General features: G+C 69.3%; 15 protein-coding genes. 9 read left to right on the top strand and 6 right to left on the bottom strand.

Features of this window, described 5'->3' with window-relative positions; translation table 11 throughout:
• Positions 1 to 128: 128 nt before the first annotated feature.
• Positions 129 to 542: an SRPBCC family protein gene (locus AC07OY_RS13005; protein ID WP_495043003.1), complete on the top strand. Its 414-nt coding sequence runs from the start codon at positions 129 to 131 to the stop codon at positions 540 to 542.
• Here the strand turns inward: AC07OY_RS13005 and AC07OY_RS13010 are convergent.
• The 4 genes from AC07OY_RS13010 to AC07OY_RS13025 form a co-directional block, all read right to left on the bottom strand.
• Complete coding sequence (locus tag AC07OY_RS13010) at positions 539 to 1,306, bottom strand: hypothetical protein (protein ID WP_495043004.1); 768 nt, start codon at positions 1,304 to 1,306, stop codon at positions 539 to 541. The two genes, AC07OY_RS13005 and AC07OY_RS13010, sit on opposite strands and share 4 nt — an antisense overlap.
• Positions 1,303 to 1,704, bottom strand: a complete 402-nt coding sequence (locus AC07OY_RS13015) for a hypothetical protein (RefSeq protein ID WP_495043005.1) — start codon at positions 1,702 to 1,704, stop codon at positions 1,303 to 1,305. Before AC07OY_RS13015 ends, AC07OY_RS13010 begins: the two co-directional genes overlap by 4 nt.
• Before the next feature lie 100 nt (positions 1,705 to 1,804).
• Positions 1,805 to 4,555: a polysaccharide deacetylase family protein gene (locus tag AC07OY_RS13020; RefSeq protein WP_495043006.1), complete on the bottom strand. Its 2,751-nt coding sequence runs from the start codon at positions 4,553 to 4,555 to the stop codon at positions 1,805 to 1,807.
• A 72-nt stretch (positions 4,556 to 4,627) separates the two neighbouring features.
• Positions 4,628 to 4,996, bottom strand: a complete 369-nt coding sequence (locus AC07OY_RS13025) for an alpha/beta fold hydrolase (RefSeq protein ID WP_495043007.1) — start codon at positions 4,994 to 4,996, stop codon at positions 4,628 to 4,630.
• Positions 4,997 to 5,111: 115 nt separating this feature from the next.
• Between AC07OY_RS13025 and AC07OY_RS13030 the strand changes: the two genes are divergently transcribed.
• The 3 genes from AC07OY_RS13030 to arsC are packed head-to-tail and all read left to right on the top strand — an operon-like array spanning position 5,112 to position 8,122.
• The gene (locus tag AC07OY_RS13030; RefSeq protein WP_495043008.1) at positions 5,112 to 6,899 is read left to right on the top strand and encodes a DUF885 domain-containing protein; all 1,788 of its coding nucleotides are present in this window, start codon (positions 5,112 to 5,114) and stop codon (positions 6,897 to 6,899) included.
• Positions 6,896 to 7,684, top strand: a complete 789-nt coding sequence (locus AC07OY_RS13035) for a nucleotidyltransferase domain-containing protein (RefSeq protein WP_495043009.1) — start codon at positions 6,896 to 6,898, stop codon at positions 7,682 to 7,684. Before AC07OY_RS13030 ends, AC07OY_RS13035 begins: the two co-directional genes overlap by 4 nt.
• Positions 7,685 to 7,699: 15 nt before the next feature.
• Positions 7,700 to 8,122, top strand: a complete 423-nt coding sequence (arsC, locus tag AC07OY_RS13040) for an arsenate reductase (glutaredoxin) (protein ID WP_495043010.1) — start codon at positions 7,700 to 7,702, stop codon at positions 8,120 to 8,122.
• A gap of 3 nt (positions 8,123 to 8,125) precedes the next feature.
• Here arsC and AC07OY_RS13045 read toward each other — a convergent pair whose 3' ends face one another.
• The gene (locus AC07OY_RS13045; protein WP_495043011.1) at positions 8,126 to 8,977 is read right to left on the bottom strand and encodes an oxidoreductase; all 852 of its coding nucleotides are present in this window, start codon (positions 8,975 to 8,977) and stop codon (positions 8,126 to 8,128) included.
• Between the two features lie 118 nt (positions 8,978 to 9,095).
• On the opposite strand from AC07OY_RS13045, the gene AC07OY_RS13050 reads away from it, so the two are divergent.
• The 3 genes from AC07OY_RS13050 (at position 9,096) to AC07OY_RS13060 (ending at position 12,199) form a co-directional block, all read left to right on the top strand.
• Positions 9,096 to 10,043, top strand: a complete 948-nt coding sequence (locus AC07OY_RS13050) for a LysR family transcriptional regulator (protein WP_495043012.1) — start codon at positions 9,096 to 9,098, stop codon at positions 10,041 to 10,043.
• Between the two features lie 87 nt (positions 10,044 to 10,130).
• Positions 10,131 to 11,324, top strand: a complete 1,194-nt coding sequence (locus tag AC07OY_RS13055) for a DUF4382 domain-containing protein (protein ID WP_495043013.1) — start codon at positions 10,131 to 10,133, stop codon at positions 11,322 to 11,324.
• 131 nt (positions 11,325 to 11,455) lie between these two features.
• Positions 11,456 to 12,199 carry a YybH family protein gene (locus AC07OY_RS13060; protein WP_495043014.1) on the top strand — a complete coding sequence of 248 codons (744 nt, stop codon included), beginning with the start codon at positions 11,456 to 11,458 and terminating at the stop codon, positions 12,197 to 12,199.
• 23 nt (positions 12,200 to 12,222) lie between these two features.
• Here AC07OY_RS13060 and AC07OY_RS13065 read toward each other — a convergent pair whose 3' ends face one another.
• Positions 12,223 to 13,125, bottom strand: coding sequence for a LysR family transcriptional regulator (locus tag AC07OY_RS13065; protein ID WP_495043015.1), 903 nt, complete (start codon positions 13,123 to 13,125; stop codon positions 12,223 to 12,225).
• Positions 13,126 to 13,225: 100 nt separating this feature from the next.
• Between AC07OY_RS13065 and AC07OY_RS13070 the strand changes: the two genes are divergently transcribed.
• Positions 13,226 to 14,821 (top strand): GMC family oxidoreductase, encoded by a 1,596-nt coding sequence (locus AC07OY_RS13070; protein ID WP_495043016.1) that lies wholly within the window; start codon positions 13,226 to 13,228, stop codon positions 14,819 to 14,821.
• Positions 14,822 to 14,833: 12 nt separating this feature from the next.
• The gene (locus tag AC07OY_RS13075; RefSeq protein ID WP_495043017.1) at positions 14,834 to 16,783 is read left to right on the top strand and encodes an alkyl/aryl-sulfatase; all 1,950 of its coding nucleotides are present in this window, start codon (positions 14,834 to 14,836) and stop codon (positions 16,781 to 16,783) included.
• Positions 16,784 to 16,813 lie beyond the last annotated feature (30 nt).

Consider the following 16,813-nt stretch of genomic DNA (forward strand, 5'->3'; position numbering starts at 1 on the left):
CGCTCCCGTGAAGCGGGGCCGTCATCATGCGCCTCCAGGTCCGTTTCGGCTGCCCCGAAAATCCAGACAGACTCGGGCGCGTGGATTGCCGGGGCTGGGGCTCCGTCGTCCAAGCCCAGGGGAATGCCATGCCGCCGCGCCAGTTCAAGCTCGTCAGCGAAGCCGTTGCCGCACCGGCGCGGCAGGTCTACGAGTTCGCCCGCCGTCGCGAGAACCTGCACCTGTGGGCGTCGGGCCTGGCGTCGGCCGACATCCAGGACGAGGGCGAGCACTGGGTGGTCACCGACTCACCCATGGGCCGCATCCAGATCCGCATGGCGCCGCGCAATGACTTCGGCGTGCTGGACCATGATGTGACGACGCCGAATGGCGTGGTCACGCACAACGCGTTTCGCGTGACGCCCGTGGATGAGGGCTGCGCGCTGAGCTTTGTGGTGCTGCGCGCAGCGGGGGCGGATGACGACGCGTTCGAGCGGGACGCGTCGCATGTGCTCAAGGATCTGCGCGCCTTGAAGGCGCTGATGGAGAGGGCTGCCGGCTAGCGCTTGGCCAGGGGCAGGCCCCACATGTCCTCGAAGTTGATCTTCGCGATCCCGGCGGCCAGGCCTTCCTTCGTCTTCTTCATGCCGTCGATTTCCAGGGCCTTCAGGTCGCCGCCCAGTTGATAGGGCTCGGACTGGAAGGTCGGGCTGGCCCAGATGATCTTGCCGGTGTTGAGGTCCACCACCTGGATCATGAGGTCGGCGCCCACCACCACCAGGCCGTAGCCGGGCGCATTGCCGTTGATATCCATCGCCGACATCTGGACCAGGTAGCGGAATCCCTTTTCCCGCAACTGGGCGGCGAGCGGGCGCAGCGTGGCGGCGGCCTGCGAATCCAGGAAGAACTCCCGCGTCGGGATCAGCTTGGCATTCGCGATGGTCGGGTGGGGCCGCGTGGCGTTGGCCACCAGCAGGGCACCCCAGGACTGGTTTTCGCTGGTGATGGCCTTGGCATCCAGGGCGTCATGGATGGACGTGGCGGCAAAGCCCTGCTGCCGCAGCTTGGCGGCAGCGCTGGCGGCCAGGTGGGCGTCGGGATCCCAGAGGCCGGAGAAGTCCTGTGTCGAGGTCTTGGTCTCGAGCCAGAGCACGCGATACAGGGTCTCGATGTAGTTGATCTTCTTGGTCGCCAGCGTGTAGTTCACGGCGATCTTTTCCGTGCGCAAGCCCGCCAGGGACTCCCCTTGAACCGGCGTGACCCCGGGGGCTGCGCAGGCGGTCAACAGCAGTATCGACAGGCCGGCGACGAGTGATGCGAATCTCATTTGTTCTGAATCTCCAGCAATTGGCCTTCGGCATTGAAAACGAGGGCAAGGATCACCTTCTCGTCGCGATTGAGGTTCTTGCTGCCGGCATCGATGTAGTAGACCGTGCTCATGCCGCCGCCGGCCGGGACCGCGGCGATGGGCAGCGGCACGAAATAGCTGGTGTTGATGGGCTTGCCGGTATAGAGCCAGACCTCCCGGCCGCGCTCGGTGTCGCGTTCGATGGTTCTCGGCAGGCCGATGGCGTTGACGATGTCGTTCTTGGTGCTCACCTTGGCGGCGAGCTTGTGATTCGTGATCTCAGGGACGCGCTCGATCGTCGACATGCATCCCGTCAGGCTGCCGAACGCGATGGCCACGCATGCCAGCGTCAGGGCCCGTTTGTAGGTCTTGAACAATCTGATTTCCTCCTCTGTTGTTCACGGTCGGGGCGGCAAAGCATAGTGAGGCCGTGTGGCCGCATCCCTCTGAAATACCCTTGGCGAAGCCAGCCTTGGCTCACAGGGGCTTGGGCCGTGTGGTGTCCGACGGGTTCGCAATCCAGCCCTGCAACTCTGCCGCCCGCGCGTGCTTGGGCGCCAGTTCCAGGAAGGTCTTGTAGGCCGCCATGGCCTTGCCCTCGTCGCCGGCCTGCAGCCGCGCGTCGCCCAGGTTGAGCCAGGCCAGCGACCGGCTGGCGTCCATCTCGACGGCCTTCTCGAACCAGGCGCCCGCGTCGGCGAACTTGCCGCGGCGGTACAGCACAAAGCCCAGGTTGTTGGCCGCCAGCGCGAACTTCGGCGCCAGCTGCAGGGCCTCCTTGAAGGCCGCCTCGGCGTCGTCGTAGCGGCGCTCGCGATAGAGCTGCAGGCCGCGGTCGTTGGCGCGCTGGGCGGCGATGCGCGCGCCGGGGTCGACGCGGACCGTCGTCGCGGCCAGTGCCTGGTCCTTGCCGTCCAGGCCCTTGATGGTGACCTGCACGGCGCTGGCCCCGCCCGCCGCGGGCGCGGCCTGCCGGCCGGCGCTGCTGGCCTCGTCGAGCTTGGCGGCGAGCTGGCTGGCCTTGTCGTCGAGCTGGGCGACGGCGCCGCTCAGCGCGGCCTCCTGGGCCACCGGCAGCTCGAAGACGAACTCGCCGCCCTCGCTGCCGGGCAGGCTGCCGAAGGCCGGTGTCTGGCGGGCGATGGATGACACGGCGGGCGCCACATAGGCGGCCAGCTCGGTGGCGGTGATGAGGCCGTCGCCGTTCAGGTCGGCCTTGCCGTTCAGGGCCTGCAGCAGCGTCCAGGTGAAGACGGAATGGCCGCCCGGGCCGTCGTCGGCCACCTGCTGGTCGGCGCCGCCGGCCGTCATCATCTGGCGGCCGATGCGGCGGGCGTTGGTGCGGGCGAAATTGCTGTCGGCCGCCGCGCTGCCGGCGCGCGTCAGGCCCAGGCCCGAGTAGCAGGCGTCGATGACGAACAGGGCGTGCTTGGCGGTGATGGCCTCGGCCACCTCCTGCAGCTGGGGCATGGCGATGGCGTCGGCCTGCAGGTCGTTCAGCCCCGCGTCCACGGGCACGATATAGCCGACCTCGCGGCCGCTGGGCAGCCTGCGCGTGCTGCCGTGGCCGGCGAAGAAGACGAAGACGCGGTCGTCGCGCTTGACGCGTCTGGCGTCGCCGAAGCGCTCGTTGAGCGCCTTCAGGATGTTGGCGCGGGTGGCCTCGCCATCGGTCAGCAGGGTCACGTTGTCGGCGCGAAAGCCGAAGCGCGCGACCAGGGACTCGCGCACGGCCTGGGCGTCGCGCACCGCATGCGACAGCTTGGGCCAGGCCGCGTATTGGTTGATGCCGATGACCAGGGCATGGCTGTCGCGATACAGCTCGCCGGCAGTCACCGGCGGCGGCGCGGCGGGCTTGTCATTGGAGACGACGAACTGCCCGTCCTTCCAGCTGGCGAAGCGCCAGCCCTCGGCGGCCAGTTGATCGAGCACCAGGGGCAGGGCCTGGACGGTGCGGGCGTGAATGTCGTGGAAGAGCACGATGCCGCGCTGCTGCCGGTCCAGCTCGGCCATCACGCGCGCGGCGATGCTCTTGGGAATGGGGTCGCTCCAGTCCAGGGAGTCGACGTTCCACATCATCGAGCGCAGCTTCAGCGCCTCGATGGTCGTCAGCGCGCCGTCGTTGCGGGCGCCGTAGGGGAAGCGAAACAGGGTGTCGCCGCTGCGACCCGCCGCATCCAGCAGCGCCTCCGTGTTGGCGGCCTCTTCCTTGACCTTGACGAGCTCGAACTTGCTCATCAGGCCGTGGCTGAAGCTGTGGTTGGCCAGCTGGTGGCCGGCGGCCAGCACCCGCCTGGCGACGTCGCTGCCCCGGCCGGGCTGGGCCTTGCCGGCGGCGTCGACCTTGCCGAGGTTCTGGCCCAACTGGAAGAACACCGCGGGGGCCTGGTAGCGCTTCAGGATCTCCAGGATCTCGTCGGTGTAGCGCGCATGCGGGCCGTCGTCGAAGGTCAGCAGCACGGTCTTGGGCGGCAGCTTGTCGCCAAAGACCTCGCGCTCCTTGGCGGCAGCGCCGCGCATGGCGCCCGACGCGGGAGGCTCGGGCGCGAGGTCGGCCGCCGCGGGCAGTTGCGCGCCATGCTGCTTCATGACGGCCTCGCGCGTGTGCAGGGCCTTGAGCTTGGCGACGTAGTCGGCCCAGCGTTCGCGCTTGAGCTCGATGCCGCGCTTGGCAAAGCCGCCGAAGACTTCCTTCAGCTCCTGCTCATAGGCCTTCTCCACCTCGGCCAGGGTATCCAGGTCGTCCTGGGCGCGGCGGGCCAGCTTGATGCCGTCAAGGGTCTGCGCGTTCTTCAGCCCGGCGGCGAGCTGGCCCAGCACCTCCTTGAACGCCAGGCGGTCGGCGTCGAACCAGCTCGGCTCGCTTTCGATGCGCGCCAGCAGGGTGGCGGTGGCGTCCAGCGATTCGGGCTTGAGCGCGAGGTCGGCCAGGCGCTGCTGGCGCTGCAGCAGTTCGTGGAAGAGCTGCTGGCCGAGGGCCTGCACCTCGCGGCGTTGCGCGGCCGGCAGCGCGGCCTCGCCATCCATCAGCACGACGATCTGGCGGTGCAGGGCCAGCAGGCCGTCGCCCTCTTCGCGCAGCCTGGCCGTGGCGCTGGTGTCCTGCGCGGTGGAGGCGGCGGGCAGAGCGGCGGGTACGTCGGCGAGCCGCTTGTTGCAGCCGGGCAGGACGAAGGCCGCGGTCAGCAGCAGGGCGAAAGGAATGACAGAGCGCTGGGTGAAGGACATCGGCAGGGGCGGTCGGCGTTGGCCGCGCGATTGTGGGCTAGCGAGGCCGCGCCTCGATGCCCAGGATTCACGTCAACGCCGCGCCAGGAAGTCGCGCATTGCCGCGGCCACGCGATCCGGCTGGGTCAGCGTGGGCACATGTCCCGCGCCCGGCAGCAATTGCAGCTCGGCGTCGTGCAGGCAGGCGGCGAGCTGGCGCGCCTGCTCCAGCGGCACGACGCGGCCTTCCTCGCCATGCAGCACGAGGACAGGCTGGTGGACCTGCGCGATCTCGGTCTGCACTTGCGTCGCGGAGCCCACCAGGCGCAGCGCGATGGCGGCGAGAGGCTCCAGCCACAGCTCGGAGCTGCCTATCCAGCCGCCGATGGCGAGGATGGGCACGGCGTCGCGCGGACCGCCGCGAAAGGCAAAGAGCCTGGCATCCGGAAGGTCGATGAACATGGCTGACCTCCAGCCCTGAAGCCTCTAGCCTGGCGTCCGCAACGGTGCTGCCAGCCGCTGGCAGCAGCCTCCCCGCAGAATGCGCCCTCCTGACGACCCAGCCTCACTGACGACGATGCGCCTGCTCGCCCTGACCCTTGCCCTCGCGTTCGCGTTGCCCACCCAGGCCGCGACGCCCTCGCAGCGCCTGGCCGACCTGGCCAACCGCTACTACGACGCCCAAGCGCGCTTCGACCCGCTGACGGCCACGTCCAACGGCGACAACCGCTTCGACGACCAGCTCGCCATCGCCATCGCGCCGGCTGAACGCGCCCGCCGCTTCACCGCCTACCGCGTCTTCCTGAAGGAGCTGGCTGGCGTGCCCGCAGCGGCCCTGCCGGCTCCCGAGCGCCTGACCCGCGAGCTGCTGGAGAACAGCCTGCGCGGCCGGCTGGCCTTCGAGCGTTTTCCCGACCACTTGCTGCCGCTGCAGCAGATGGACGCCGTGCCCATCCAGCTCGCCATCTATTCCAGCGGCCAAGCCGAGCAGCCGCTGAAGACCGCCGCCCAGCTCGACGCCTATCTGAAGCGCGTCGCCGCCCTGCCGGCGTGGTGCGACCAGGCCATCGCCAATATGCGCGAAGGCATGAAGCGCGGCATCCTGCAGTCGCGTCCTGTCGTGGAGGCCACGCTGCCGATGCTGAAAGACCTGGCCGACGCCGACCTGGCGCGCAATCCCTTCGCCGCGCCGGCGCGAGCACTGCCCGAGGGCTTGGCGCCCGATGACGCCCGCCGCCTCGCCGAGGCCTACCGCCGCGAAGTGGGCGAGCGCACCGTGCCGGCGCTGCAGCGCCTGCTCGCCTTCGTGCAGACCGACTACCTGCCGGCCGCGCGGCGCGAGGCCATCGGCTGGGCAGCCCTGCCCAACGGCAAGGCCTGGTACCGCCAGTGGGTGCGGGAGCAGACGACGACCGACCTCACGCCCGAGCAGGTTCACGAGCTGGGCTTGAAGGAGGTCGCGCGCATCCAGGGCGAGATCACGGCCCTGGCGCCCAGGATCGGCTTCACGGGCGACCCGCTGAAGAACGGTGGCCTGCTCGCCTGGGCGCGCACCGAGGCGCGCTTGCGGCCCTTCAAGACCGAGGCCGAGATCCTGGACGCCTACCGCGCCATCAACGCCCGCGTCGAGCCCCAGCTGCAGAGGCTCTTCGGCCAGCTGCCGCGCACCGCGCTGGACATCCGTGCCGAGCCGGAGCTGACAAGAGCCACGGCGTCCGACCACTACACCGTCGGCAAGGTCGACGGCAGCGCGCCGGGCGTGTTCTGGGCCGTCATCACCGATCCGCAGGTCTATAGCGTCGCGACGATGACGGCCCTCTTCCTGCACGAGGGCCAGCCCGGCCATCACTTCCACCTCGCGCGCCAGCTCGAGATGCCGCAGCTGCCCGAGTTCCGTCGCCGCACCTGGATCAATGCCTATGGCGAGGGCTGGGCGCTGTACGCCGAGACCCTGGGCCACGAGTTGGGCCTGTATGCGAATGATCCGGTCGCCTATGCCGGCATGCTGCGCCTGGAGATCAGCCGCGCTGCCCGCCTCGTCATCGACACCGGCCTGCATGCCAAGGGCTGGAGCCGCGACCAGGCCCTGGCCTACTGGAAGGACGTGACCGGCGCCAGCGACCAGCAGGCCACCTCGCAGATCGACCGCTACCTCGCCTGGCCCGGCCAGGCCCTGGGCTACAAGATCGGCGCGCTGAAGCTCCAGGAGCTGCGCCGTCGCGCGCAAACCAAGCTGGGCGCGAAGTTCAACCTCGCGGCCTTCCACGACCAGGTGCTGGGCGAGGGATCGCTGCCGCTGTCGGTGCTGGAGAGGCGCATCGATGCGTGGATTGCTCTCAAGCCCGTGGAGACAATGGGTCGATGATTCCCGCCCCCGTTCGAGAAGAGATCCTGCAGCGCATCCGGCGCGCCGAAGCGGAGCACGACGTCAAGGTGCTGCTCGCCGTCGAGTCTGGCAGCCGGGCTTGGGGTTTCGAGTCGCCCAACAGCGATTACGACGCCCGCTTCATCTATATCCACCGCCGCGACTGGTATCTGTCGGTCGGCCTGGAGGAGCAGCGCGACGTCATCGAATATCCCATCGTCGACGACATCGACCTGAACGGCTGGGACCTGCGCAAGGCCCTGCGCCTGTTCTGGAAGTCCAACCCGGCCTTCGTCGAGTGGGTGCAGTCGCCCATCCTCTACGCCGAGCATGGCGGCTTTGCCGAGCGGGTGCGGGCGCTGATGCCCGAGGTGTATTCCTGCGTCAGCGGCGTGCACCACTACCGCAGCATGGCCAAGACCAACTACCGCGGCTATCTGCGCGGCGATGAGGTGCCGCTGAAGAAATACTTCTACGTGCTGCGGCCGCTGCTGTCGGTGCGCTGGCTGGAGCGTTATGGCAGCGCGGCGCCCATCGAGTTCGCCAGGCTGCTGCACCTCGTCGACGAGCAGCCGGCGCTGCTGGCCGACATCCATGAACTGCTGGAGCGCAAGCGTGCCGCGCCCGAACTCGGGCTGTCGGCGCCGGTGCGCAGCATCAACGACTTCATCGAGGCCGAGCTGGAGCGCCTGCAGACCTTCGACCCGCAGGCCTTGCCGCGCGGCGAAGTGCTGCCGCGGCTCAACGAGGTCTTCCATGCCTGCCTCGATGAAGCCTGGGGCTGAACCTGGACCTTGGACATGAGCGACATCACGATCTTCCACAACCCCAAGTGCGGCACCTCGCGCAATGTGCTGGCGCTGATCCGCCATGCGGGCCTGGAGCCGCGCATCGTCGAGTACATGAGCGCCCTGCCCAGCCGCGACGAGATCCGCGCGCTGGCGGCGGCAACCGGCCAGCCATTGCGCGCCCTGCTGCGAGAGAAGGAAGCCGTTTTCACCGCGCTCGGCCTGGCCGACCCATCGCTGAGCGACGACGCCTTGCTGGACGCGATCCAACAGCATCCGGTGCTGCTGAACCGCCCCATCGTCGTGACGCCCTTGGGCACGGCGCTGTGCCGGCCCTCGGAGGCGGTGCTGGAACTGCTGCCCGTCGGGCCGCTGCCGCCCTTCACCAAGTCTGATGGTGAGGTGGTGCACGACAGCGGCAGGCGCCGCGGCTGAGGTTCAGGCGGGGAAGTCCGTCGACGCCGCCAGCTCGCGCCACTCGGCCGTCTCGGCTTCGACAAAGGCGTGCTTGTCGGCAATGGCCTGAAGCGTGTCCGTGCCCATCGGCAGGCGCAGCGGCGGGGTCTTGGCGTCGACCAGGGTCAGCATGGCCTGGGCCAGGCGCTCGGGGTCGCCGGGCTGGTTCAGGCTGATCTGCTTGGCTGCCTCGCGCACGCGGCCGGCACTGGGTGCGTAGTCGGCAATGAGGCGTGGCGATGTCACCAGGGACTGGCCTTCCAGGAACTCGGTGCGGAAATAGCCCGGCTCGACGACGGTGGCGTGGATGCCCAGCGGCGCGAGTTCGGCATGCAGGGCTTCGGTGATGCCTTCGACGGCGAACTTGGTCGAGCAATAGACGCCGAAGCCAGCCGCCGAGCGCACCCCGCCGAGCGACGAGATGTTGATGACATGGCCGCTGCGGCGCTCGCGCATCTGCGACAGCACGGCGCGGGTCACGTTCAGCAGGCCGAAGACATTGGTCTCGTACAGGCGGCGCACTTCGTCGGCGCTGGCCTCCTCGACGGCGCCGAGCAAGCCATAGCCGGCGTTGTTGACGAGCACGTCGATGCGGCCGAAGCGGGCCAGCGCGGCAGCCGTGGCCTGGGCGGCCTGCGCTTCGTCGGTGACGTCCAGGGCCACGGCCAGCAGGCCGGGCTGGGCGCCAAAGCGCTTCTCGATGGTGGCTGCATCGCGGGCCGTGGCGACGACGGCGTCGCCCTGGGCCAGGGCCGCCTCGGCGATGCGGGCACCGATGCCGCGCGAGGCGCCGGTGATCATCCAGACGCGCTTGAAATGGGAAGTGGTGTTCATGGGGGCTCCAGTTCGGGTGGTTGATAGGTGGTGTCGGCCGATGGAGCGAAATCTAGGGTTTGGATTGCCATCCAACTAGCCCAGAATCACTTCATTGATTCGCAAGGAGATCGTGACAATGGCCTTCAACGAACTGCGCGCCATCGCCACCTTCACCCGGGCCGCCGAGCTGGGCAGCCTGCGCCAGGCCGCCGCGGCCCAGGGCATCACGCCGCAGGCCGCCAGCCAGGCGCTGACGCAGCTGGAAACCCATCTCGGCGTGCGCCTCTTCCACCGCACGACGCGCAAGCTCAGCCTCACGGAAGAAGGCGAGCGCTTCCTCGGTGCCGCCGCGCCGGGGCTGCAGGCCCTGCAGCGCGCCCTGCATGGCGCCCGCCAGGGGCGCGACGAGATCGCCGGGCCGCTGCGCATCGTCGCGCCGCGCTCCATCATGCTGCCGGTGCTGTGGCCGGTGCTGGAGGAGTTCTGTGCCGCCCATCCCGGCATCGAGCCCGATGTGCAGCTGGACGACCGCATCGGCAACTGGGTCGAGGACCGCGTGGACATCGGCTTTCGCGCCGGCTCGCCGCCGGGCGACGGCCTCATCGCCCGCCATCTGCTGCCGTTGCAGCTCATCGTCTGCGCGGCGCCCAGCTATCTGGCCCGCCATGGCGCGCCGCAGAGCATAGATGAACTGGCCCGCCACCGCTGCAGCGGCTTTCGCCGCCCCAACACCGGCAAGCTCATGCCCTGGGAGTTCCTCGTCGGCGGCGAGATCGTCGCGCGCGACATCGCCTCCGTCGTGCTGACCAACGATGTCGAACTGGAGGCCCATGCCGTCGTGGCCGGCCAGTGCATAGGACAGCTCGTGGGGCCGACGGCGGCGCCGCTGATCCGCTCCGGCGCCGTCGTGCCGCTGCTGACCCAGCATGTCTGCGCCCACCTGGGGCTCTACCTCTACTACGGCAGCCGCGTGGCCCAGCCGGCGCGGGTGCGCGCCTTCATCGACCTGGCCGTGGCCCGCGTGGCGGACAACCCGGCCTGGGTGCTGAGCGAGCGGGAACTGGGCGGCAGGAAGCGCCGCTGAGCGCTTACAACCCGAAGCGATTCGTAAAGCCTGGGCACGCCAGGGAAGCCAACACTGCAGGCGGGGAGGGCATCAATGGAGACCCTCATGAAGTACCCAACCCTGAGTGCATGCGCGGCGGCCCTGACCCTGGTGGCCTGCGGTGGTGGCGGCGACGATGGCGGGGCGCCGGTCGTCACGACACCGTCCAACAACACCTCGGGCACCCTCGCCCTCAGCCTCACCGACGCGCCGGCCTGCGGCTTCGACCATGTCTACGTGACCGTGCAGAAGGTGCGCGTCAACGCCAGCGCCGATGCCAGCGAGGACGGCGCGGGGTGGACGGATCTGACCGTGGGCCCGACGCAGCGCTTCGACCTGCTGACGCTGCGCAACGGCGTGCTCGCCAGCCTGGGCCAGGTGCCCCTCGCCGCGGGCCGCTACTCTCAGCTGCGGCTGGTGCTGGCCGAGAACAGCGCAGCCACGCCGCTGGCCAATTCTGTGGTGCCCACGGGCGGCAGCGAGGTGGCGCTGAAGACGCCCAGCGGCCAGACGAGCGGGCTCAAGCTCAGCGCCAGCATCGACATCGTGGCCAACCAGCTGGCCGACTTCGTGATCGACTTCGACGCCTGCAAATCCGTCGTCAGCGCGGGCAACTCGGGGCAATACCTGCTCAAGCCCGTCGTCACCGTCGTGCCCAATTTGTCGTCGGGCGTCAGCGGCTATGTCGACGCCAGCGTGGCCAACGCAGGCACGACGGTCAGCCTGCAGCAGGGCGGTGTCGTGCTGAAGGCCACCACGCCCGAGGCGAGCGGCCGCTTCGTGCTGGCGCCGGTGGCGGTGGGCAACTACGACCTCGTCATCAAGGCCACGGCACGGGCCAGCATGGTGCTGACCGGCGTGCCGGTGACAGCCAGCGCCGTGACCGCTGTCAGCACCTCGGCCGCGCCGTTGACACCCGTGGCCGCCGTCGATGGCCAGGCGCTTGGCAGCGTGAAGGCTGACGGCGTGGCCGCCACGGCCGGCGTTTGGGCGACCCAGCAACTCAGCGGCGGAAGCATCGTGACGATTGCCGAGACCCTGTCGGACTCGACCACCGGTGCCTACACGCTGCGCCTGCCGGCCGCACCGCCCTGGGTGGCAACCTATGCCGCGCCGCCGGCCGTGCTGAACTTCAGCGCCGGCGCCAGTGGTGTCGATCTGCTCTACACGCTGAATGCCAGTCTCAACGGCACGACCAAGATGGTCACTCCGGTGGCGGTGACGGCCGGCGGCACGACGCCGGTCAACTTCAGCTTCTGATCAGACGACGGCGAGCGCGAGCTGAACCGGACCGTCTAGGATGCGCTCCACAAGCCTCAACCTGGCAAGGGGCGCATCCGATGCCGATCTCCCGGCTCCGCTTTGATTCGTGGCGTTGCAGCGTTCGTGCCGTGGCCTTGGCCGCAGCGCTGCTGGTCCCAGCGACCGCTCCGGCCCTGGCCGCCGAGGCCGTGGATCCCGTGATTGCCGAGGTGAAGGCCCGCGACGCCGAGCTGTCCGCGGCGCATGGGCGCGGTGACATGGCCACCTATCTTCAAGGCCTGTCCAAACGCTACGTCTATGTCGACGTCGGTGGGCGCCGCGTCAGCGCCGATCAGCTGGCGACCCGGCGCGGCAACGACCAGCTTCGCCAGGTTGCCTCCGAGACGCTGGAGGAAGAGAGCCTGCGCGTCTCCGACAGCGCGGTGCTGCTCAGCGGCCTGGAGCGCGGCAGCTTCACCTACTTCGGCGGCCTGCCCCGGCAGGGCAGCACGCGCTGGACGGCGCTGTGGGCGCGCGAAGACGATGGCCAGTGGCGGCTCGTCGCCGAGACCGCGACGCCGGTGACCGGCGATGGGGGCCTGCCCTTCACCGCGGCCAAGCTGCCCGAGGCTGCGGTGCGGTCTCGCCAGGGCGCATGGCACCTGGACCTGCCGCAGCCCCTGCAGCTCCAGCTGACCGCCGAACACGGCGGGCTGATCGGCAGCCTGCCGGGCCAGTCGATCAAGCTGACTTTCATGCCGGCTTCGCCGACACACTATTACGCGCTGGAGCGTCCGTTCGAGCTGCGCTTCGACAGCCGCGATCGCCAGAAGCTCACCCTCGTCACCTGGGGCATAGAGACGGCCGCCCGGCGCGTGAAGCCCACGCGCTGAGATCGCGCTTCCCGTGCGGTTCTTCAGCGATCCGAACCCGCCACCGTCCTGAACAGCCGGATCGCCGTCTCCGCCGCCGGCGCCAGTGTGCGGCCGCGCAGCCAGACGGCGTGGGCGTCCACGTAGAGGTCGCCGAAGGTCTTCACGCCGCGCAGGGGCTGCAGGCCGAGTTCAACGGCCGTGGGCAGGGCGCGTGGCAGCAGCGCCAGCATGTCGCCATCGGCCGCCAGGCGCGCCAGCGTGGCCACGTCGTCGCATTCGACGACGACCGGCAGCTCGCCCGGGCTGGCAAAGCCCAGGCCCTGGGCGATATAGACGAAGAGCTGCGGCGACGTCGACACGACGCCCAGGCCAAAGCGCGTCAGCTCGGCCGTCGTCACCTGCTTCGCGCCCAGCAGCGGGTGGCCGTCGCGGACGTAGACGCCGCCGTGGATCTGGGCCACCGGCGTCATGTCCAGGCGGCTCGGGTCGGCCAGCATGCGCCGGTCGGCGACGAAGAACTCGATGGCCTCGTCGGTCAGCAGCGTCAGCAGGCTGGGCACGTTGCCGTAGCGAACGCGCGCCACCACCTGCGGCGCCTGGCGCCTCAGCTCGGCCAGCAGCGGCGGCACCAGCACGGCGGCCGGCACCGGCCCGGCGCCGAAGGCCAGCTCGCCGAGCAGGCCGCCGCGCAGCAGGGCGGCGTCGCGTTCCAGGCAGTCGGCATCGAAGACGAGGCGGCGCGCGCGCTCCACCAGGGTGCGGCCGGCCGGCGTCAGCGCCGCGCCCAGGGGGCCACGCTCGAACAGGCGCAGGCCCCAGTCGGCCTCCAGGGCCTGGATGCTGCGGCTGAAGGCGGCCTGGCTCAGGTGCACGCGCTCCGCCGCGGCGACGAAGCGGCCTTCGTCGGCCAGGGCGATGAGATGGGAGAGCTGGCGCAGGTTCATATGCAGGAAACGCAATGAATGCGAACCGATTATGCGTTGGACGTATTGAGCGCCGGCTTTCATCCTTGGCCCCCGCAACGCATAGCGAGGGGTCAAGCAGGTGGAGTTCGATTACGTCATCGTGGGCGCCGGTTCGGCCGGCTGCGTGCTGGCCGCACGCCTGAGCGAGGACCCCGGCGTGACCGTGGCCCTGCTGGAAAACGGCGGACCGGACAGCAGCGCCCTCATCCATGCGCCGGCCGGCGTCGTCGCCATGGTGCCGACACGCATCAACAACTACGCCTACGAGACCGTGCCCCAGCCGGGGCTGAACGGCCGGCGCGGCTACCAGCCGCGCGGCAAGACCCTGGGCGGCAGCAGCTCCATCAACGCCATGCTCTATGTGCGTGGCCACCGCTGGGACTACGACCATTGGGCCAGCCTGGGCAACGCCGGCTGGAGCCATGACGAGGTGCTGCCCTATTTTCGCCGCGCGGAGCACAACGAGCAGTTCGGCGACGACCCGCTGCATGGCCGCGGCGGCCCGCTGAACGTGACGCTGCCGCGCAGTCCCAGCCCCATCAACCAGGCCTTTCTGGCAGCGGCGGCGCTGCAGGGCCTGCCCCCTGTCGGCGACTACAACGGTGCCGAGCAATTCGGCGCCTTCATCTACCAGGTCACGCAGCGCAACGGCGAGCGCTGCAGCGCGGCCAAGGCCTATCTGACGCCCAACCTTGGCCGGCCCAATCTGCAGGTCGTCACCCATGCGAAGGCGACCAAGCTGCGCCTGGCCAACGGCCGCGCCGTCGGCGTGGACTATCGCGTCCACGGCCAACCCCGACTGGTGCGGGCGCGCCGCGAGGTCATCGTCAGCGCCGGCGCCTTCGGCTCGCCCCAGCTGCTGATGCTGTCAGGCATCGGCCCCGGTGCCCATCTGCAAGCCATGGGCATCGACGTGCAGCGCGATCTGCCCGGCGTCGGCCAGAACCTGCAGGACCACATCGACTATGTGCAGACCTGGCGCTGCCATTCGGCGACGCCCACCTTCGGCATCTCCCTGCGCGGCGGTGCGCGCCTGGCTCGGGCCGTCGGCGAATGGCGGCGCCAGCGGACGGGGCTGCTGACGAGCAGCATTGCCGAGTCCGGCGCCTTCATGCGCTCGGCGCCGGACGTGGCCGTGCCCGACCTGCAGCTGGTCTTCGTCATGGGCATCGTCGACGACCATGCCCGCAAGCTGCACTGGGGGCATGGCATCTCCTGCCATGTCGACGTGCTGAGGCCGCACAGCCGCGGCACGGTGGAACTGGCCGGGCCCGACCCGCTGGCCGCGCCACGCATCGACCCGCGCTTCCTGAGCGACGAGCGCGATCTGCAGTTGCTGGTCAGGGGCGCGCAGATGCAGCAGCGCCTTGTCGAGTGCTCACCTTTCGACGGTATTCGCGGCGAGATGCTCTACCCGGTGCGGGCTGATGACGCGGCCGGCCTGGCTTCGGACATCCGTGCCCGCGCTGACACCCAGTACCACCCGGTCGGCACCTGCAAGATGGGCCGCGACGCCCTGGCCGTCGTCGACGAGCGATTGCGTGTTCACGGCGTGGGCGGTCTGCGCGTCGTCGATGCCTCCGTCATGCCGACACTGATCGGCGGCAACACCAATGCACCCACCCTCATGATCGGCGAGAAGGCGGCCGACATGATCCTTTCTGACTCGCGCTGAGGAAACGACTAGATGAAGACGACGCTGACCGCCCTCGTTGCGGCCCTGATCCTGGCCGGCTGCAGCCGCGAAACCTCGGCGCCATCCGGCGATGCCAGCGCCACGACGGTGCAGGCGAACGCGGAGTTCGCCAAGACACTGCCGTTGGGCGACCCACAAGGCTTCGAAGACGCCAAGCGCGGCTTCATCGCCCGGCCAACCGGCAAGATCCTCGCAGCCGACGGCAGCGTCATCACCGACTTCGACGCCTTCAATTTCGTCGACGGCGACGCGCCGCCCACCGTCAATCCCAGCCTGTGGCGCCATGCCAAGCTGAATGCCCAGATCGGCCTCTTCAAGGTCGTCGACGGCGTCTGGCAGCTGCGCGGCTTCGACATCGGCAACATGACCCTGATCGAAGGCAAGACCGGCTGGATCGTCGTCGACGCGCTGACCTGCCGCGAGACCGCCACCGCGGCCCTCGCCTTTGCCCGCCAGCACCTCGGCAACAAGCCCGTCACGGCCCTGCTGTTCACGCACAGCCATGTCGACCACTTCGGCGGCGCCCTGGGCGTGCTGACGCCTGAGCAGGTCAGGGCCGGCGTGCCCGTCGTCGCTTCCAGCGGTTTCATGGAAGAGGCCACCAGCGAGAACGTGCTGGTGGGCACGGCCATGGGCCGCCGCTCGGCCTACCAGTTCGGCAAGAACCTCGAGCGCTCCGCCAAGGGCCTGGTGGATACGGGCCTGGGCAAGGGCGTGGGCTACGGGACCTTCGGCGTGCTCGCGCCTACCCACCTGATCACCCAGCCGACGGAAGAGCGTGTGCTGGACGGCGTGCGCTTCGTCTTCCACAACGTGCCGGGTGCCGAGGCGCCGGCCGAAATGAGCTTCTCGATTCCCGCCCTCAAGGTCTACGGCGGCGCCGAGAACCTCGCCCAGACCATGCACAACCTGCTGCCGGTGCGCGGCGCCAAGGTGCGCGATGCGCTGCGCTGGGCCGGCTATATGCAGGACGCGCTGGACCAGCTCGGTGACGCCGAGGTCTATGTCGGCCAGCACAACTGGCCGATCTGGGGCCGCGAGCGCATCGTCCATTTCATCACCCAGCACCGCGACGTCTACAAATACACCCACGATCAGACCGTGCGCCTCATCAACGCCGGCCTGACGCCGGCCGAGATCGCCGACCAGGTGAAGCTGCCCAAGTCCCTGCAAGGCTACTTCGGCACGCGCGGCTATTACGGCGACCTGCGCCACAACGTGAAGGCCGTCTACCAGCTCTACCTGGGCGCCTACGACGGCAACCCGGCCCATCTCGATCCGCTGCCGCCGGTGGAGAAGGCCAGGCGCTATGTCGAGCTGGCCGGTGGCGCGGACAAGGCCGTCGGCATGGCCCGGCAGGCCTTCGACAAAGGCGATTACCGCTGGGCCGCCGAGCTGCTCAACCAGGTCGTCTTTGCCGATGCTGGCAACGACAAGGCGCGCGAGCTGCTGGCCCGCACCTACGACCAGCTGGGCTATGTGGCCGAGGCCAGCACCTGGCGCAACAGCTATCTGACGGCGGCCGCCGAGCTGCGCGGGGGACCGCCCAAGCAGGGCATCAACCGCGCCGCCTTTGTCGACATGCTGGCCCAGACACCCATCGAGCGCTTCCTCGAAGCCATGGCCGCCGGCCTCAACGGCCCGGCCGCCGAGGGCAAGAACTTCAAGATCAACCTGGTACTGACGGACACGAAGGAGAGCTATGTGCTGTGGATAGAGAACGCCGTGCTCCACCACCGCCGCGCCGAGCCGGCCGCCGATGCGAACGCGACGCTGACGCTGACGAAAACCTTCTTCGTGCGCATGATGGCCGGCACGGCCGGGGCCAAGGACATGCTGACGTCGGACGAGCTCAAGGTGACGGGCAGCAAGATCGACCTGGCGCGCTTCCTGGGGCTGATCGACAAGGCGACGGGCACCTTCCCCATCGTCACTCGGTGACGTCCGACATGCCGGGGCGGTGGGCTGCAT

The sequence above is a fragment of the Roseateles sp. GW821-FHT09H10 genome, assembly GCF_059415865.1.

Coding starts and splice junctions, on each gene's coding strand:
- AC07OY_RS13075 (WP_495043017.1), top strand. CDS start 14,834: ATGAAGACGACGCTGACCGCCCTCGTTGCGGCCCTGATCCTGGCCGGC.
- AC07OY_RS13035 (WP_495043009.1), top strand. CDS start 6,896: ATGATTCCCGCCCCCGTTCGAGAAGAGATCCTGCAGCGCATCCGGCGC.
- AC07OY_RS13055 (WP_495043013.1), top strand. CDS start 10,131: ATGAAGTACCCAACCCTGAGTGCATGCGCGGCGGCCCTGACCCTGGTG.
- AC07OY_RS13030 (WP_495043008.1), top strand. CDS start 5,112: ATGCGCCTGCTCGCCCTGACCCTTGCCCTCGCGTTCGCGTTGCCCACC.
- AC07OY_RS13020 (WP_495043006.1), bottom strand. CDS start 4,555: ATGTCCTTCACCCAGCGCTCTGTCATTCCTTTCGCCCTGCTGCTGACC.
- AC07OY_RS13045 (WP_495043011.1), bottom strand. CDS start 8,977: ATGAACACCACTTCCCATTTCAAGCGCGTCTGGATGATCACCGGCGCC.
- AC07OY_RS13025 (WP_495043007.1), bottom strand. CDS start 4,996: ATGTTCATCGACCTTCCGGATGCCAGGCTCTTTGCCTTTCGCGGCGGT.
- arsC (WP_495043010.1), top strand. CDS start 7,700: ATGAGCGACATCACGATCTTCCACAACCCCAAGTGCGGCACCTCGCGC.
- AC07OY_RS13010 (WP_495043004.1), bottom strand. CDS start 1,306: ATGAGATTCGCATCACTCGTCGCCGGCCTGTCGATACTGCTGTTGACC.
- AC07OY_RS13065 (WP_495043015.1), bottom strand. CDS start 13,125: ATGAACCTGCGCCAGCTCTCCCATCTCATCGCCCTGGCCGACGAAGGC.
- AC07OY_RS13050 (WP_495043012.1), top strand. CDS start 9,096: ATGGCCTTCAACGAACTGCGCGCCATCGCCACCTTCACCCGGGCCGCC.
- AC07OY_RS13005 (WP_495043003.1), top strand. CDS start 129: ATGCCGCCGCGCCAGTTCAAGCTCGTCAGCGAAGCCGTTGCCGCACCG.